This is a genomic window from Burkholderia sp. Ap-955, assembly GCF_011753045.1.
GTDB lineage: Bacteria > Pseudomonadota > Gammaproteobacteria > Burkholderiales > Burkholderiaceae > Burkholderia > Burkholderia lata_D.
In genome coordinates, this window is the sequence record NZ_VWWH01000007.1 from 130,035 (window position 1) to 145,847 (window position 15,813).

The 15,813-nt window shown below is 68.2% G+C and carries 13 protein-coding genes; 6 read left to right on the top strand and 7 right to left on the bottom strand.

What is annotated here, in order from left to right; genetic code table 11:
• The first annotated feature begins 23 nt into the window (after positions 1–23).
• Positions 24–2,912 (top strand): sugar-binding domain-containing protein, encoded by a 2,889-nt coding sequence (locus F3J15_RS06775; RefSeq protein WP_166889024.1) that lies wholly within the window; start codon positions 24–26, stop codon positions 2,910–2,912.
• 103 nt (positions 2,913–3,015) lie between these two features.
• Here F3J15_RS06775 and F3J15_RS06780 read toward each other — a convergent pair whose 3' ends face one another.
• Together F3J15_RS06780 and F3J15_RS38085 are read right to left on the bottom strand one after the other, a co-directional pair.
• The gene (locus tag F3J15_RS06780) at positions 3,016–3,792 is read right to left on the bottom strand and encodes a class I SAM-dependent methyltransferase (protein WP_166889027.1); all 777 of its coding nucleotides are present in this window, start codon (positions 3,790–3,792) and stop codon (positions 3,016–3,018) included.
• Positions 3,793–3,905: 113 nt separating this feature from the next.
• A complete protein-coding gene (locus F3J15_RS38085) occupies positions 3,906–4,040 on the bottom strand; it encodes a hypothetical protein (protein ID WP_006767081.1) in 135 nt (44 codons plus the stop codon).
• 399 nt (positions 4,041–4,439) lie between these two features.
• Between F3J15_RS38085 and F3J15_RS06785 the strand changes: the two genes are divergently transcribed.
• Together F3J15_RS06785 and F3J15_RS06790 are read left to right on the top strand one after the other, a co-directional pair.
• Complete coding sequence (locus F3J15_RS06785) at positions 4,440–4,889, top strand: hypothetical protein (RefSeq protein WP_166889125.1); 450 nt, start codon at positions 4,440–4,442, stop codon at positions 4,887–4,889.
• Between the two features lie 70 nt (positions 4,890–4,959).
• Positions 4,960–5,772 (top strand): alpha/beta hydrolase, encoded by an 813-nt coding sequence (locus F3J15_RS06790; protein WP_166889029.1) that lies wholly within the window; start codon positions 4,960–4,962, stop codon positions 5,770–5,772.
• A gap of 80 nt (positions 5,773–5,852) precedes the next feature.
• Here the strand turns inward: F3J15_RS06790 and F3J15_RS06795 are convergent, their stop codons facing one another.
• From F3J15_RS06795 to F3J15_RS06805, 3 genes are read right to left on the bottom strand one after another with little or no spacing between them, the layout of a single operon-like run.
• On the bottom strand, positions 5,853–7,841 hold the full coding sequence (locus tag F3J15_RS06795; RefSeq protein ID WP_240158924.1) for a DUF4034 domain-containing protein: 1,989 nt from the start codon (positions 7,839–7,841) through the stop codon (positions 5,853–5,855).
• Positions 7,842–7,855: 14 nt separating this feature from the next.
• A complete protein-coding gene (locus F3J15_RS06800; RefSeq protein ID WP_166889035.1) occupies positions 7,856–8,638 on the bottom strand; it encodes a DUF1266 domain-containing protein in 783 nt (260 codons plus the stop codon).
• On the bottom strand, positions 8,632–9,924 hold the full coding sequence (locus F3J15_RS06805) for a hypothetical protein (RefSeq protein ID WP_166889038.1): 1,293 nt from the start codon (positions 9,922–9,924) through the stop codon (positions 8,632–8,634). The genes F3J15_RS06800 and F3J15_RS06805 overlap by 7 nt, the downstream gene beginning before the upstream one ends.
• A gap of 612 nt (positions 9,925–10,536) precedes the next feature.
• Here F3J15_RS06805 and ampC point away from each other — a divergent pair.
• Positions 10,537–11,706, top strand: coding sequence for a class C beta-lactamase (gene ampC / locus F3J15_RS06810; RefSeq protein ID WP_089486875.1), 1,170 nt, complete (start codon positions 10,537–10,539; stop codon positions 11,704–11,706).
• Positions 11,707–11,733: 27 nt separating this feature from the next.
• Here the strand turns inward: ampC and F3J15_RS06815 are convergent, their stop codons facing one another.
• Positions 11,734–12,114 carry a cupin domain-containing protein gene (locus F3J15_RS06815; protein WP_166889041.1) on the bottom strand — a complete coding sequence of 127 codons (381 nt, stop codon included), beginning with the start codon at positions 12,112–12,114 and terminating at the stop codon, positions 11,734–11,736.
• 177 nt (positions 12,115–12,291) lie between these two features.
• On the opposite strand from F3J15_RS06815, the gene F3J15_RS06820 reads away from it, so the two are divergent.
• A complete protein-coding gene (locus F3J15_RS06820) occupies positions 12,292–12,954 on the top strand; it encodes an ankyrin repeat domain-containing protein (protein ID WP_166889044.1) in 663 nt (220 codons plus the stop codon).
• A 25-nt stretch (positions 12,955–12,979) separates the two neighbouring features.
• Here F3J15_RS06820 and shc read toward each other — a convergent pair whose 3' ends face one another.
• Positions 12,980–15,034, bottom strand: coding sequence for a squalene--hopene cyclase (gene shc, locus F3J15_RS06825; protein WP_166889047.1), 2,055 nt, complete (start codon positions 15,032–15,034; stop codon positions 12,980–12,982).
• Between the two features lie 52 nt (positions 15,035–15,086).
• Between shc and F3J15_RS06830 the strand changes: the two genes are divergently transcribed.
• Positions 15,087–15,788, top strand: coding sequence for a TetR/AcrR family transcriptional regulator (locus F3J15_RS06830; RefSeq protein ID WP_166889050.1), 702 nt, complete (start codon positions 15,087–15,089; stop codon positions 15,786–15,788).
• Positions 15,789–15,813 lie beyond the last annotated feature (25 nt).

Sequence of the window (15,813 nt, forward strand, 5' to 3'; positions counted from 1 at the left end):
ACGCCATCCGGGAGAACGACATCATGCAATCGAAATCGCGCCGGAAATTCCTGTCTTACAGCGCAGCACTCGCCGGTACGAGCTGGCTCGCCGGCTGCAACGGCGATATCGATCCGGCATCGGGCACGGCCGGTACGCCAGGTGCCGACGGTCCCGCGACGGTCACGCCCACCGTGCCGGCCGTGCCGACCGACCCGGAGCGCAGCCTGCTGGCCACGCAGGAACTTGCCGCCAACTGGACGTTCGCGTCGGCGAGCAGCCTGCCGGGCGCCGGCGGGGCGCAATTGTCGGGCGCGGCCGGCGTGACGGGCATGGCGCCGGCAACGGTGCCCGGCACCGTGCTGAACAGCATGATCGTCAACGGCAAGTATCCCGATCCGTTCTACGGCCGCATCGTCACCGACACCCTTCCCGATACGCTGAAAGATACCGACTACTGGTACCGGACGACTTTCGCGGCGCCGGCGCGGCGGCCGGGGCAGCGGCTGTGGCTGCGCTTCGGCGGCGTCAACTACCGCGCCGAGGTCTGGCTGAACGGCGCGCTCGTCGGCCGGCTGGAAGGCGCGTTCAAGCAGGGCGCGTTCGACGTCTCGCGGCGCGTGCCGCAGGTGGGTGGCGCGGCCAACCTCGCGGTACGCGTGGTCAAGCTGGATTTCTCCGAAGGGCCGCTGCTGCCGAGCTACAAGAGCGGCGTCACGCGTGGCGGGCGCAACGGCGGCCCGACCGGCGTCACGCTGAAGAACGGGCCGACGTTCTTCTGCTCGGCAGGTTGGGACTGGCTGCCGACGATCCCCGATCGCGAGCTCGGCATCTGGCAGCCGGTGACCTGGTTCACCACCGGCGCGGTGCGTATCGCGGCGATCAACGTCGCGCACACGCTGTCCGCCGACCTGTCGCGCGCCGAGCTGCGGCTCGATCTCGAGCTGGACAACGGCTCGGGCGCCGATCTCGTCGCGACGCTCGTCGGTACGATCGGAAACGGCACGCCGTTCAGTCACGACATCGCGATTCCCGCGTCGAGCACGACGACGAAAGTGTCGCTCACGTCGTCGGATATCGCGGCGCTGTCGATCAAGCAACCGCGCCTGTGGTGGCCGAACGGGTATGGCGATCCGAATCTTCATGCGGTGACGGTCGGCGTCAAGGTCGGTCGCCAGCTGTCGGACGAGCGCACGCTGAACATCGGCCTGCGTCGCATCGAATACGCGCGCGACATCGGCATGGGCAAGCAGTTGAGCATCACGGTCAACGGCCTGCCGATCCTCGTGATGGGCGGCAACTGGGGGCTCGACGAAGCGCTGAAGCGCATTCCGCGCGCCCGGCTGTTCAACCAGGTGCGGCTCCATCGCGACGCGAACCTCAACCTGATCCGCAACTGGAACGGGCAGAGCACGAGCGACGATTTCTTCGACGCATGCGACCACTACGGGATCCTCGTCTGGCAGGATTTCTTCTTCTCGACCGAAGGAGACGGGTCGGGCCCGGCCAACGTGCCGCGCGATCTCGACAACCTCCGCGACGTGATCGCACGCCACCGTCATCGGCCGTCGATCCTGCTCTGGTGCGGCGGCAACGAAGGTTCGCCGCCGCCGGCACTCGTCAAGGGGCTCGACGCGCTCGTCGCCGAGCTGGACCCGCAACGCCTGTGCCTCACGAGTTCGGCCGTCGATACGGGCGCCGGCGCGGTGAACGGCTATTCGTCAGGCGGGCCGTACAACTGGGCCTCGCCGCAGGCCGCGTTCAGCCGCGGCTACGGCACGACGTCGGTCGCGTTTCACAACGAAGTCGGCTCGCATTCGATCCCGACGCTCGAATGCGTCGAAGCGATGCTGCCGCCCGGCTCGTACGAATGCCCCGACGACTTCTGGGCCGATCGCGACATGAACGGCAACGGCGCGTACTACCCGGCGGTCGGCAAGCGGGGCGGCGCGGGCTACATCGCGATGACGGCGCTGCGCTACGGCGCGATCCGGAATCTCGCGGATTTCGTGCGCAAGGCGCAGATGATGAACTATGAATGCATCCGCTCGATCTACGAGGCGAACGCGGCCGTGATGATCGGCCCGGTGGCCGGGAAGATCACGTCGCCGGCCACCGGCGTGATCATGTGGATGACGAACCCCGCGCAGCCGAGCTTCGTGTGGCAGATGTACAGCCACGATCTCGAGGCGCACGCGTCGTTCTTCGCGGTGCGGCACGGGTGCCGTCGCGTCAATGCGATTCTCGATGCGAGCACGGCCGACGTGACGATCGCGAATCACACGGCGGCAGCCGTCACCGGCCGCGTCGAGATGCGCGTGTACAACCTGGATGGCACGCTGAGCAGCTGGACGACCGCGGATGTCGGCGGCGTCGCGAAGGCGTCGTACCGCGTGGTGGCGAACCTCGCGTCGGCACTGGCTGCCGCGAAGTCGGACGTGTGCATCGTCGCGCTTGCGCTGACCGATTCGGGCGGCAATATGCTGGCCGAGAACGTCTATTGGCGGCAGCGCGACGGGGGCGACGACGCATACACATCGCTCGACACGATGCCGGGCGCGGCCGTGTCCGTCAGCGCATCGGCGGCCGAGGCCGACGACGTGACGACGCGCATCACGGTCGACGTCGCGAACATCGGCGCCGCCGTCGCGCTGATGACGCACCTGCAGGTGTTCGATCCGTCGACCGGCGCGCGCGTGCTGCCGGCGTTCTACAGCGACAACTACCTGAACCTGATACCCGGCGGGAAGCGGCAGATCACGATCGACCTGCCGCATGCGGGGGGCACGCCGGTGTCGCGCGTCGCGCTGCGCGTCGACGGGTGGCGGCTCGATCGCCCGAACTGCCGGCTGGGGCTCGGCGGCGTGCCGGTCGTGTTCAACGAGCGCGCGCTGGCGGTCGCGCCGGCGGTGCCGACGTTCGCGGCCTGCTGACGGCGGTGGGTGCTGCGTGAGGGCGCGCCGAGCGGGAGCGAGCCGGTGAAGCGCCGCGTGAATGCGCGCGGTGTTCGTTGCCTGCCGGATAGCCGCCAGGCCGCTACTGCTTGAGGAATTTGTCGAGCCAGCGCGGTGTCGCCGCGCGATCGAAGACGACGTGCAGCGACTCACCGAATGCGCCATATTCGAGCCCGTGGCGTTGGGCAAGCAGCGTCAGGGACTGGGCGGTGTGAAACGAGATGTGCCCGTTGCGCGGCACGCAGTACCACCACTGATCGATGCCTTGATCGAGGATGTCCCGGGTGATCAGCGACGTCTGGAACAGCAGCGCGCCGTCGGGCTTCCGATGGCGCATGATCTGGTCGAAGAGGTCGACCGGCGCCTGATGATGCTCGAACACCTCGAATGACAGGATCGTATCGAAGCTGCCTTCGGGCGGAACCGGGTGCGAGAACGGATCGTACGACGTCACGTCCGTGAAGCCGCGCGATGCCAGTTTCCGTTCCAGCAAGCCCAGCCCCGAGCCGAAATCGAGCACCCGGCCTTCCCGCATTTCCGGAAAGCTGGTGCAGATCAGGTCGGCATGCTGTTGCGGACGGATCTCGAGATACTCGGGGTCGTGGCGCGGGTAGTCGGCGTTATAGACATGCTGCGCGAAATCGTCGTGGGTCCAGCTGTCGAACATCGGGGCCCACGTGAAGCCGCATTGCTCGCACGCATGGTAGTAGACCGGCACCCCCGCATACGGGTCGACCTTTTTCCCGGCAATGAAGTCGGCGCCGCAGCGCGAAAAATCGACCAGGCCGCAGATGGGCGCGTGGGCAGCACACACTTTGCAGGCAAGGGCCGCCGGGTGGCGATTCAGGTCGTGATTCAATTCCCGTTCTCCTGTTCTCGCCAGCGACGCGTGCGTCTGACGGATGGTGCGGGAGAGGCTATCACAATCGCATCGGCCATCGCGGCCGTGCGCGGTGGCGTCGCCAGGCGTGTCTACGGGCGCAGCAGGTCGAACCCGCCGAATACGACGACACCGCTCAATACGATCATCGCGACGGAGTGCTGGCCGAAGTAGAGAATCGCGGCGGCAAGCCACGTCGTGATGCAGAAGGCGCCAATGCGGGCCATCGTGTGTTCCTCGAATGCGTGATGAAGTGCGTGTGCGCCGCGCTGCGTTCGCCGCTCGACATGGCGAGCGGGGCACACGGGCGGACGGAAAGGCGACCCGCGCAGCCACGACCGCGGCGCCGGCACGTGCTGCGTGCCGCGCCCGGAAGGGCGGGAGTCGAGGCCGGCGGCATTGCGCGCTCGTGCCCGGAGGCGATCGGCGCGCGAATCCCGCTGGCGAAGCCGCGATTTTACCAGCGCCGCGGTGCCGACAATCTGGCCCTTTCGCGGCTAAAACCGATGATCTTCGGTCAAATCAGTCCGTCCCCGATACTCAAGTTTCGTGTGACGAATGCCGTAAACATTCTGGAAGGCGTTGCCTACTCCGTCATGACGCCTCCCAACACACGGACCGACATCATGCAGATCGACTTCTCCACGACGACGCGATCCGCGCTGGCCGACAGCAGCGCGACCGCAACCAAGCCCGCCGCGACGTCGTCCACCGGCGACGCCACGAGCACCACCGGCACGACTGACGCGACCGGCATCTCCGGCACGAAGGATTCGACCGGCGCCACCGGCCAAACGCTCGGCGCATCGGGCGCGTCGTCGGACGACCCGGCGATCAGCCAGTTGAAGGCGCTGATCGAGCGGCTGCAGAAGCAGCTCGCGGCACTGGAGCAGCAGATGGCGAGCGCGGGCCAGCGCGCGAAGGACGACCCGGCCGCGGCGATCGAACAGCAGTCGCTGAGCGCGCAAGCCAGCGCGATCTCGGGGGCGCTTTCGACCGCGATCTCGCAACTCGCGGCGGCGATCGAGAAATCGGGCGGCTCGCAGGCGGGCGGGCTGGTGTCGACGCAGGCCTGACCGGTCGCGGCCGTGTCGGCCGCACGCATTACAATCGCCAGCACGTCTCCCTCGACAGGACGGCTGAACGATGAATGCGGAACGCAACGACGACGACCTCGCCCGCTTCGAGTCGCAAGGCGGCACGCCGCTGCCGGCGGCCGACGAGCAAGGATGGCTGGAACACGACGGCGCGCGCATCTGGCACGCGTCGTTCGGCCATGGCCCGGCGGTCGTGCTGCTGCATGGCGGCCTCGGCCACAGCGGCAACTGGGGCAACCAGGTCCCGGCGCTGCTCGCGGCCGGCTACCGCGCGATCGTGATCGACAGCCGCGGCCACGGCCGCAGCACGCGCGACGATGGACCCTATTCCTACGAACGCATGGCCTCGGACGTGCTGGCGGTCCTCGACGCGCTGCACGTCGACCGTGCGCGCTTCGTCGGCTGGAGCGACGGCGCGTGCATCGCGCTCGTGCTGGCCGATCGCGCGCCGGAACGGGCGGCCGGCGTGTTTTTCTTCGCGTGCAACATGGACCCGAGCGGCACGAAAGAGATCGTGCCGAGCCCGCTGCTCGACCGCTGCTTCGCGCGGCATCGCAAGGACTACGCAGCACTGTCCGCGACGCCGGACCAGTTCGATGCCTTCGTCGCGGCCGTCAGCGAAATGATGCGCACGCAACCGGATTACCGCGCGCAGGATCTTGCGGCGATTGCGGTGCCGGTGACGATCGTGCTGGGCGAGCACGACGAATTCATCCGGCCCGAGCACGCGGCGTACCTGGCGCGCACGATTCCGGGCGCGACGCTGACGACCCTGCCCGGCGTGAGCCATTTCGCGCCGCTGCAGCGGCCCGAGCGGTTCAACGCGGCGATGCTGGCGTTTCTCGACCGGCTGCCGGGGTAATTCGCGGGGCACCCCTGGGCTGACATTCGGGCGGCGAACGCGAGGCCCGACTGCGGGCACGCACGATTACCGCCCGGCGTTCACACCATCGCGTTGTCGGCGCCCGGAATCTCGTGCGCCTTGATCTGCTTGCGGTGCAGCTTGTACAGCAGCTTGCCGAGCATGCCGTCCTGGTGACACGAGCGCGTCATGTTGAGCACATATTCGTCGTCGGGCGCGACGGCCTGTGCGCCCATGATCCAGCGCACGCTTTCGCGGTAGTTGTAGAGCGACTTGTCGCGGCTGTCGCAGAGGAAGCCCGACAGCGCGGCCATCGCCGCCGGATGACCGCCTTCGGCGTGCCGGCGCAGTTCGTCGACGTAGCGAGGGCGGGACGGGATGTCGTCGAGATCGCCGATGAACATCAGCAGGCATTCGAGCCCGTCGGAGTGCCCCATCTCATGCGCCTTGCGCGCTGCCTCGACGGCCTCGATCTTCATGCGCTGGCGTTCGGCCTGGTCCTTGCTGGCTTGCGCGATGTGGTGATAAACGTAGCTGAGCTTGTAGGCGCCCATGTTGCCGTCGTCGTCCATCGCCTGGCGGTAGTAGTGCGCAGCCTTGTACAGGTCGACCTCGACGTGCATGCCCTCCTCGTAGAAGCGCCCGAGCAGGTACTCGCACGAGTCGCCGCCGGCCTCGTAGCCGAGCTGGCAGATCGCGAAGGACGCCTCGCTGAGCCGCTTTCCGCTGCACAGCGCGTACGCGACCTGGTTCCACGCGAGCGAGCCGGGCTCGCTGATGCGCGCGGCCTCCAGCCAGGCTGCGCCGCGCGCGTCGTCGCGGGCGAAGCCGAATGCGCCGGCGCGATGCCCGTAGCCGCGCAGGATCATGGCCGCCGTGCACGCACGGGCATCGGACGCCCGCTCGATCGCGCCCGTGAACCAGGTGCCTTGCGGATCGACGTCGAGCATCAGCCGGATCGCGACCGCCATCGCGGCGTTGTCGTTGATCGGCCCGTTGCGCTCGGCTTCCTGCAGGCGTGCGTAACCCTGCGCGAATTCGTCTCGCATGTAGTGCGCATAGGCCAGCCAGTACAGCGTTTCCCAGCGATGATACGGATGCAGCGCGGCTTCGGCCCGCGCCAGCGTGACGGCCATCGCGCGCCGGGCATCCTCGGAGTCGTCGTCCCGCTCCAGCGTCTCGCCGTAGTACTCGTCGCGCCAGATCTCGTGGCGCAACCGGTCCTTCTCGACCGCGTCGAGGTGCGCACATGCGTCGGAATCGATGAATGCACGGACGTGGTCGTGCGAGCCGCCCCAGCGCGGCTGCATGTACCAGATGAACGTGCGCATCGAGAAGTACTGGGTCGGGTGGATGTGCAGCGTCGCCTCCATCCAGTACCACTTTTCCTTGCGCAGCTTCTTGCCCTGGACGGGGCCGGGCAGCGCGTCGGGAAATTCCGCCGGGCAGGCGACCGGCTCGTCGGGATTCAATCCCGAGCGCGCGAGCATGCGCTGCAGTTCGGCGCGCGTGGCTTCGTCTTCGGCGCCGACGTTCAGGTGCAGTTCGGTGACGGGCCAGCGGCGCTCGCGCACGAGCTGCGCGAGCCACTCGGGCTCGCCGAACGACGACACGCTCGTGAAGATCACCTTCGGCGCGCTCCACATCGTCGGCGCGAGCACCAGCGCGCGCAGCGCGGCGACGATTGTCAGCGCCGCGCACGCATGCGCGCCGATCCAGCCGGCCTCGGTCACCGTCTCTGCCCAGCCACCGCCGCGATACTCGTACGCCCAGTGGTGCCAGTAATGCGCTTCGCACAGCCACGCATGCGCGGAGCGCGGGTTCGCGGCCTGCCATGCGCGCAGGCGCGCGAGGCCCTCGGCGCCGGCTTCGATGCACGGTTGCACGTCGGCCGGCAAAGCGTCGACGTACCGCGCTTCGGCAGTGCGGTCGGTGAAGCTGGCGGCGAGCGCGGCATCGAGTTGCGTGTCGAGCGCGGCAAACTCGCCTGCGCGCAGCAGCGCGTCGACGTCGCAGATGAACCAGCGGGATTTCGCGGGCGGAATCAGGTCGGCGGGAACGGAGGACATGTCGGTGTCGGCGGTCATGACGAAACGGGTTGGGGATCGAAGATGCGGTAGTGCTTCCACGGCAGCGAAAGCCAGTTTCCGGACGGATTGCGCAGGTGCTCGCGCACTTCCTGCGTCGCGCGCGACGACGCGGGGCCGTCCTGGCCGCTGCCGCGCAGCCAGTGCTGGCGCGCGCGTGCATACGCGAGCCCGAAGTCCTCCCAGCTGTCGAAGCTGTCCTGCGCGCGCTGGGCATTGAGCAGCAATACCACCCACGCATGCTGTTCGGACGCCCAGCCAAGCAATGCGATGCAGCGCACGAGAAACGCGGTGCGCGCGCAATCGAACGCCAGCGCATCGCGCACGCGGCCTTCGGCCGCGAGCTGTTCGTAGAAGCCTTCGTGCGAGCGGCCGACGCCGCGTATCCAGCCGGCGAGGATGGCCGGCACGCGCTGCACGACCTGCCACTCGGGCAGGTCGGCCGGCAGGTCGAGTTCGCGTCGCAACTGGGCGGCGAGCGTGTTGCGCTGCGCGTCGGGCAGTGCGTACACGAGCTCGTCGCAATCGCAGCGCAGCCCGTTGCGGATCAGCAGGATGTCGGCGAGCGCAAGCGACCAGCGGCGGCGGTTCGGCGGCGCCTGGTCGGCCAGTGATTGGGCGAGCTTGACGGCGGCGGTCTGCCGGACCGTGACCGCGGCGTCGGCGCCCGCGACCTCGTCGGCGTCGACTTCGCGCACCATCCGCGCGGCGACCCGGACCGACCGCCACACGTACCACACGACCCACAGCGCGGCTGCGCCGATCAGCCATTTCAGCATGGCGCGCTCCCGTCTGCCGGCGCAGGCAACGCGAACGTCGCGCACAGCGCGGGATCGATCGCGATGCCTTCGATCTCGAACGCGCTTGTTACCGGCGGTGCGCCGCCGGGCGCTTGCGCGGCCGGCAGCGCATCGGCCGGCAATGCGTGGCGCGCGGCCGCCGCAACGGCCGGATCGATTTGCCGAAGCTGGCCGAGCGCATAGGGCGCGTTGCGCAGCAGCAGCCATTGCAGTACGGCCGGCGGGTGCGGGAAATGCTCGATCAGGTGGAAGTTCTGGCTCATCACGCTCAGCAGATGGTCGGGCGAGCGCACGTCGGTGACAAAGGTCCATTCGCCGCCGGCCGCGCCGTTCGTTTCCGGTTCGAACACGAGCCCCATGCCTTCGCAATCGGGATGCCGCTCGCCGCGCGGCGCGAGGGCGCGCAGGAACTGGCGGACGTCGTCGGCATAGCGGCGCACCGGATGACGGTTCTGCTTGCCCTTGATCTGGTCGATGCGCAGGCCGTTGCCGGTCACCTGCAGGCTGATCGTCACGTGCGGCTGATTGCCCGCGCCGCGCAGCGTGAACAGGCGCAGCCGGCCCTCCTGCGCGGCTTGCGCGTACTGTTCGCCATAGCCGCCGCGCAGCCGGCGGCGATCCGCGAACTGGCCGAGGCAGTGCTGCATGTAGTACGACTCGTACGCGAGTTCCTCGCGCAGCGCCGCATGATCGCCCACGAATTCGAACACGATCCCGTTCGGCGTGCGCAGCACCTCACGCAGCGCGAGGCCGCTGCTCGGCACCCAGCCCTTGTCGCGACGGGCCTGCATTCGCTGGTGCTCGCGCTCCCACATGTCGAGCGCCATCGCGCACGTGATGCGCTGCAACTTCTGCGCGAGCCGCGTGCCGGCGCGCGAGCGCAGGAATTCGACCAGCACGCGCTCGCGGTCGGTCAGCAGCATGTGCTCGGGATCGATGAAGTAGAGCGGCTTTGGCTCGACGGCCGGCAGCGGCGCCGGATCGGCCGCCGCGCCGGAGGCCGGTTGCGGACGGAACCGGCGCACGAGCCAGTCGGGCGCCGGCCGGTCGGCGCCGGCGAGTGCGCGGTAGTCGGCAATCGAATCGAGCGGCTGCGCCTGTTCGAACGCGCCGACGACCCAGCGGAAGAAGTGGTTGCCGAGCCACGCGCGGATGTCGGCCGGATCGCCGCGCTCGGCGCTCCGGCGTGCGATGGCCGCCTTGATGTCGGGCGCATTGACGACATCGCGCGGCCGATAGGCGGACGCGGCCACGGTTTCGGTCACGGGGGTTACTCTCCGGTCAGGCAGGGCGTGCGCGGGCCATGCGCGCGGGACCCTGGCGGTTCTTTCGGCTGGCGGGCGAAGCGACGAACGGGCGCGCAAGTGGGGCGCGGCGGCGTGGCGTGTTCCCGCTGCGGGGCGGTCGCTGCGTGAAAATCACGCGACCGGGCAGCAGCGAATGACGCGGGAGCAGGCGATCAGCGAATGGCGATTCATTGTTTCTCTCAGGATGGTCTTATTTTTTGCTTCCGCGAGTCTACTGCGATCCGCGCGGGGGAATCAATCGCGCCGCGTGCCTGCGTATGCGGATCTGACAAGACTTATCTCTTTTTCACCGATTTTCGATGCGTTGCGATTCGGCCGCCGGATTGCATGTTGTTAAAACCGGCAGGTTTTTCCGGCAAAGCGAGGAGCGGCCCGGGAATGGCATCAGGTCAACGCAGTGCTTCGCGTATCTCATAAGTTTTTCTTTAGGCTCGCGCAACATATCGTCGATTGTTGGCGTCGGAGCGACAGCGGATAGTCCTGCTTCGGCGGGCCGGCCACTGCGATTTCCGCACGGCGTGGCCGGAACCGTTGTTCACGCAACCATCAGAAATCAAAGGAACCGCAACCATGCGATTCAACGCGACACGCTTCGCCGCGACCCTGTTCGTCGCCGCGTGCGCCACCGCCACGGCCGGCCGCGCGGCCGCCGTCACACAGGACGACCTCCACGACACCGTCACCCGCCACATCGCGCCGTTGATGAAGCAGTACGCGATTCCCGGCATGGCGATCGGCATCGTCGCCGACGGCAAGCCCTACGTGTTCGACTACGGCGTGATGTCGACGCAAACCGGCAAGCCCGTCACCGGCGATACGCTGTTCGAAATCGGCTCCGTCAGCAAGACGCTGACCGCGACACTCGCGGCCGATGCGCAGGAGGGCGGCGAACTGTCGCTGGCCGATCCAGCGGCCAGGTACCTGCCCGCGGTGCAGGGCAAGCCGTTCGGCGTCGTGACGCTGCTCAATCTCGGGACGCACACACCCGGCGGCATGCCGCTGCAGGTGCCCGACAGCATCCGCGACGACGCGGGCCTGATTCGCTATCTGGAGGCATGGCGGCCCGCGTATGCGCCGGGCACGATCCGCACGTACTCGAACGTCGCGATCGGGATGCTCGGGTGGCTCACCGCGAAGGCGATGCACAAGGATTTCGCGGTGCTGATGGAGCAGCGGCTCTTCCCCGCGCTCGGCATGACGCACACGTACATCAACGTGCCCGACGCACGCAAGGCTGACTATGCGCAGGGCTACACGCAGGACGGCAAGCCGATCCGGATGACGGGCGGCATGCTGTGGCAGCCGGCCTACGGCGTGCGGACCACGGCGGCCGACCTGCTGCGCTTCGTGCAGGCGAACATGGGGCTGATCGAAACCGCGCCGCGCCTGCAGCGCGCGCTCGAACGCACGCACACCGGCTATTTCCGCGCGGGGCCGCTGACGCAGGACCTGATCTGGGAGCAGTACCCGTATCCGGTCGCGCTGCCGACGCTGCTCGAAGGCAACTCGATGAAGATGCTGCGCGACGGGATACAGGCCACCGCGATCAAGCCGCCGCTCGCGCCGAGCGCGGATACGTGGATCAACAAGACGGGCTCGACCAACGGCTTCAGTACCTATGTCGCGTTCGTCCCCTCGAAGCGGATCGCGATCGTGATGCTCGCGAACCGCAGCTATCCGAACGAGGACCGCGTGAAGGCCGCATACGGGATCCTCGGCGCGCTCGACGGCCGGCGGTAACGTTTCCGCCGCCGGGGCCGGTGCTGCTTACTCCGGCGGTTGCTCTTCGTAGGCGACGAAGATTTTCCGCGTGCGCTGGACGACTTCCCACGTGCCGCGAAAGCCCGGCGGAATGACGAAGCGATGGCCGGCGCGAAGGGTTTTCGCGTTGCCTTCCTCGTCGGTGATCACCGACGTGCCTTCCAGGATCTCGCAGTATTCCGCTTCGGTGTACGCGACCCGCCAGCGGCCGGGCGTGCTTTCCCAGATGCCGGTCGAGAAACGGCCGCACGGGCTCGCGAAGCCGGGGGTGAGGGTCTGCAGCGGGTCGCCTGCCAGCAGCTTCTCGGGCGGCACGCGGTATTGCACGGGTTCGCCGTTCGGCGTGAGGGCATCGGTGATGGCGGTAATGTCGAGCACGGCTGGCATCCTTCGTCGAAGTGAAATGAACGCGCCGACGGCGCGTTCGCATGATTCCATACTTGCGGGCGGGTTTGGCGGTTGCCGGCGCGGCTTCTCGTGTCGCGAACGCACGGCCGTGATGAACGCTTATGATGAGCGGACGACGCGCCGGCTCGATGCGCGAGAGGCGAAAGGAGAAGACGGTTGGGCATCACATGGGATGGAATCACGGGCGCTGATGTGCTCGACGACGCGCAGGTCGCGAGCCGGCACGCGTTGGCCGACGCGGCGCGCGAGGGCGACTGGGCGACGATGCTCGACTGCATCGCAAAAGAGTACAAGCTCGTCAATACGACGCGGCTCGGCGGGAAGTCGCTTTATACCCCGCTGCACCAGGCTGCCTACGGTGGCGCGCCGCAAGCGGTCGTCGTCGAACTGTTGCGGCTCGGCGCGTGGCGCATGCTGCGCGATGCAGACGGCGCGCGCCCGGTCGATATCGCCACGCAGCGCGGGCATCGGCACCTGATCGATCTGCTGACGCCGCAGCCGCGACGCTTCGTGCCCGACGAAACGCTGCGCGACATCCAGCGCCACTTCCACGAGATGATGCTCGGCCGCATCGCACACCTGCGCGTCGACGCGCTGCGCCTGCCCGAACTCGAACCGCTGCTTGAACTCGACGCGCAGGCCGACAGCGTATGGTTCGGGGTGCCGGGCATGTACGGCGGGTTCGGCTACGCGCTGCACGCCGACGGCGCCGCGGCCGCGCTCGTGTCGAAGAGCTGGAGCCGCGTGGTCGGCGGCTCGGGCCAGCGGCACGAGATCACGGCGCACGGCTGCACGCTGGTCGAAGAGGGCTTCGTGTGACGGCCTTGCGCCGTCACGTTACCGCTCAGGCGACAACGGAGTCCGCTGCCTTGACAGCCGTCTCACTGTGAGCGGCCGCCTCCCGCGCCGCCGCCGCACCCGCCAGTCTCCGATAGCGCGCGAGCGCCCACAGCGGGAAGTACGCGGTATAGCCGTGATACTTCAGGTAGAAGATGCGCGGAAAGCCCGGCGCATTGTGCGAGCGGTGCCACCAGAAGCCGTCTTCCTGCTGGACCGACAGCAGATACGCGATGCCGCGCTTCACCGAATCGGATTCGCAGTCGCCGAATGCCATCTGCGCGAGCAGCGCCCACGCGGTGAAATTCGACGTGCTCTCGCCGCCATTGGTGCCGCCCAGCTTCGGGTCGATGTAGCTGTCGTTCGTCTCGCCCCAGCCGCCGTCCGCGTGCTGCCGCGAGCGCAGCCATTCGATCGCGCGTGCGATATACGGCTGCGACTTGTCCTCGCCGGCGAGCGCGAGGCCGGCCAGCACGCTCCACGTACCGTAGATGTAGTTCGTGCCCCAGCGGCCCCACCAGCTGCCGTCGGGCTGTTGCGTGCGCTTCACGTAGTCGATGCAGCGCGCGACCGATGCGCGTTCGTCCGCGCGTTTCGTCACGCCGAAGCACAGCAGCACGCGGCCCGACACATCCTCGGTCGGCGGATCGAGCAGCGCGCCGTGGTCGGCGAACGGGATCGCGTTCAGGTACATGCGGTCGCAGTCGGCGTCGAATGCCGCGAAGCCGCCGTTGCGCGATTGCAGCCCGCGCATCCAGTCGAGCGCGCGCGCGACGCGCGACGCATACGGGTTCGTGCCGTCCGCGTTGGCATGCGTGCGGCCGCGGCGATCGAGCATCGCGGTGACGACCGCCGTATCGTCGATGTCGGGGTAGTACGGGTTCGCGTACTGGAACGCCCATCCGCCCGGCTGGACATCGGCCGGCGCGTTCTCGATCCAGTCGCCGCGCAGGTCGTTCACCTGGCGTTCGGCCAGCCAGTCGTACGCGCGTGCGATGCGTTCGTCGAGTGCGCGCCGTGCGTCGCCCGGCTCGCCGTCTTCCGCCACCGCCACGCCGCGCGCCTGCTCGAGCGCCATCGTGCTCCACGCGGTATCCCACACCGGCGACAGGCACGGCTGGCAGTACATGCTGCCGTCCGGCCGCGTAACCAGCAGCTTCTCCAGCGCGTTGTCGCAATCGCGCCGCAGCGGATGGTCGTCCGGGTAGCCGAGCACCTGCATCATCTGGTTGGCATACACGATCGGCGGGAAAATGCCGCCGAGCCCGTCCTCGCCGTTCATGCGCTCCGCGCACCACGCCTCGGCATGGCGGATCGCGCGCTGCCGCAGGCGCTTCGGCAACAGCGGCTCGACATGGCGCACGGTGCGGTCGAGCGCGAGGAACAGCCTGCGCATGCCGCGCGCGGGCGGGAAGTACTGGCGTTCCTCGTCCGGCGGCGTGACGAACAGCTCGCGGATCGAGATGTTGCGCGGATTGCGTGCGCGCGCCTTCAGCGAGCACAGCACGAGCAGCGGCACCATCGTCGTGCGCGCCCAGTACGCGACCTTGTACATCGAGATCGGCACCCACTTCGGGAACAGCACGAATTCGATCGGCATGAACGGCGTCGCGCGCCACGGCACCTGGCCGAACGTCGCGAGCAGGATCCGCGTGAACACGTTCGCGCGGGCCGCGCCGCCGAGCTTCAGGATCGCGTCGCGCGCGCGGACCATGTGCGGCGCCTGTTCGCTGTCGCCGGCCGCCTTCAGCGCGAAGTACGCCTTCACGCTGCACGACACGTCCGGCGCGCCGTCGACGTACAGATCCCATGCGCCGTGCGTGTCGAGCCGCTGGATCGCGCGCAGGTAGCGCGCCATCTTCTCCTGGCGCACGTCGTCGATCTTGTCCATGAAATGCATCATCAGGATGTATTCCGCGGTGATCGTCGCATCGGATTCGAGTTCGAAACACCAGCTGCCGTCGGGCTGCTGGAGACGCACGAGGGCGTCGCGTCCACGGGCGATGGCGGTGTCGAGCGCGGACCAGGGGGAGGAGGTCGGTGTAGTCATGCGGCGGATCATACCATCCGGCCGGAATGTTTATATCGAGACGCCGGGTGCTACCATCCGCTCCATGAAAAAACACCTCGAACCCGCGCCGCACGATGCGTCCGCGCCCGTCGAACCGGCTGGAACGGCCGGTGCACGGGCGCCTGAAGCGTCATCGGCGCCAACTGCTCCCACCGCCGGCGTGCGTCGAAAAAAAGCGCCTGATCAGGTGCGTGCGCAGTTGCTGGCGGCTGCGTCGGAAATCGCGACACATCACGGCGTGGCCGCGTTGACGCTCGATGCGGTGGCCGAGCGTGCCGGCGTGACGAAAGGCGCGCTGCAGTATCACTTCGCGAACAAGCAGGGGCTGCTGGATGCGCTGTTCGGCCAGGCGACCGAGCGGTTCGCCGCGCAGATGGCCGCGCGGGTGGCGGCAGATGCGGGTGGCGCCGGCGCGGTGGCGCGGGCCTACATGCACGCGGTGCTCGACGAGTCGCATTCGGTCGCGAGTACCGATGTGCTGCGCGTGCTGGTCGCGTCGATGATTACCGACCAGGACACGCGCGCGCGCTGGTCGGTGCCGATGCGGGAATGGACGCGGCCCGACCCCGTGCCGCTCGAGCAGGCCGCGACGCTGATGATCTGCCGGCTCGCCGCCGACGGGCTGTGGATTTCGAAACTGCTCGACAGCCTCGAGATATCCGCCGAATTGCGCGCCGAGATCGGCCGGCAGCTCGACGCGATGAGCCACGGCGTGTTTCCGAAGGGGCGCGACGGCGCCGCGTGATGCATGCGTCGTGGCGACTGGCCGC

Coding starts and splice junctions, on each gene's coding strand:
- F3J15_RS06775 (WP_166889024.1), top strand. CDS start 24: ATGCAATCGAAATCGCGCCGGAAATTCCTGTCTTACAGCGCAGCACTC.
- F3J15_RS38085 (WP_006767081.1), bottom strand. CDS start 4,040: ATGGCCCGCATTGGCGCCTTCTGCATCACGACGTGGCTTGCCGCCGCG.
- F3J15_RS06785 (WP_166889125.1), top strand. CDS start 4,440: ATGCAGATCGACTTCTCCACGACGACGCGATCCGCGCTGGCCGACAGC.
- F3J15_RS06790 (WP_166889029.1), top strand. CDS start 4,960: ATGAATGCGGAACGCAACGACGACGACCTCGCCCGCTTCGAGTCGCAA.
- F3J15_RS06795 (WP_240158924.1), bottom strand. CDS start 7,841: ATGTCCTCCGTTCCCGCCGACCTGATTCCGCCCGCGAAATCCCGCTGG.
- F3J15_RS06800 (WP_166889035.1), bottom strand. CDS start 8,638: ATGCTGAAATGGCTGATCGGCGCAGCCGCGCTGTGGGTCGTGTGGTAC.
- ampC (WP_089486875.1), top strand. CDS start 10,537: ATGCGATTCAACGCGACACGCTTCGCCGCGACCCTGTTCGTCGCCGCG.
- F3J15_RS06815 (WP_166889041.1), bottom strand. CDS start 12,114: ATGCCAGCCGTGCTCGACATTACCGCCATCACCGATGCCCTCACGCCG.
- shc (WP_166889047.1), bottom strand. CDS start 15,034: ATGATCCGCCGCATGACTACACCGACCTCCTCCCCCTGGTCCGCGCTC.
- F3J15_RS06830 (WP_166889050.1), top strand. CDS start 15,087: ATGAAAAAACACCTCGAACCCGCGCCGCACGATGCGTCCGCGCCCGTC.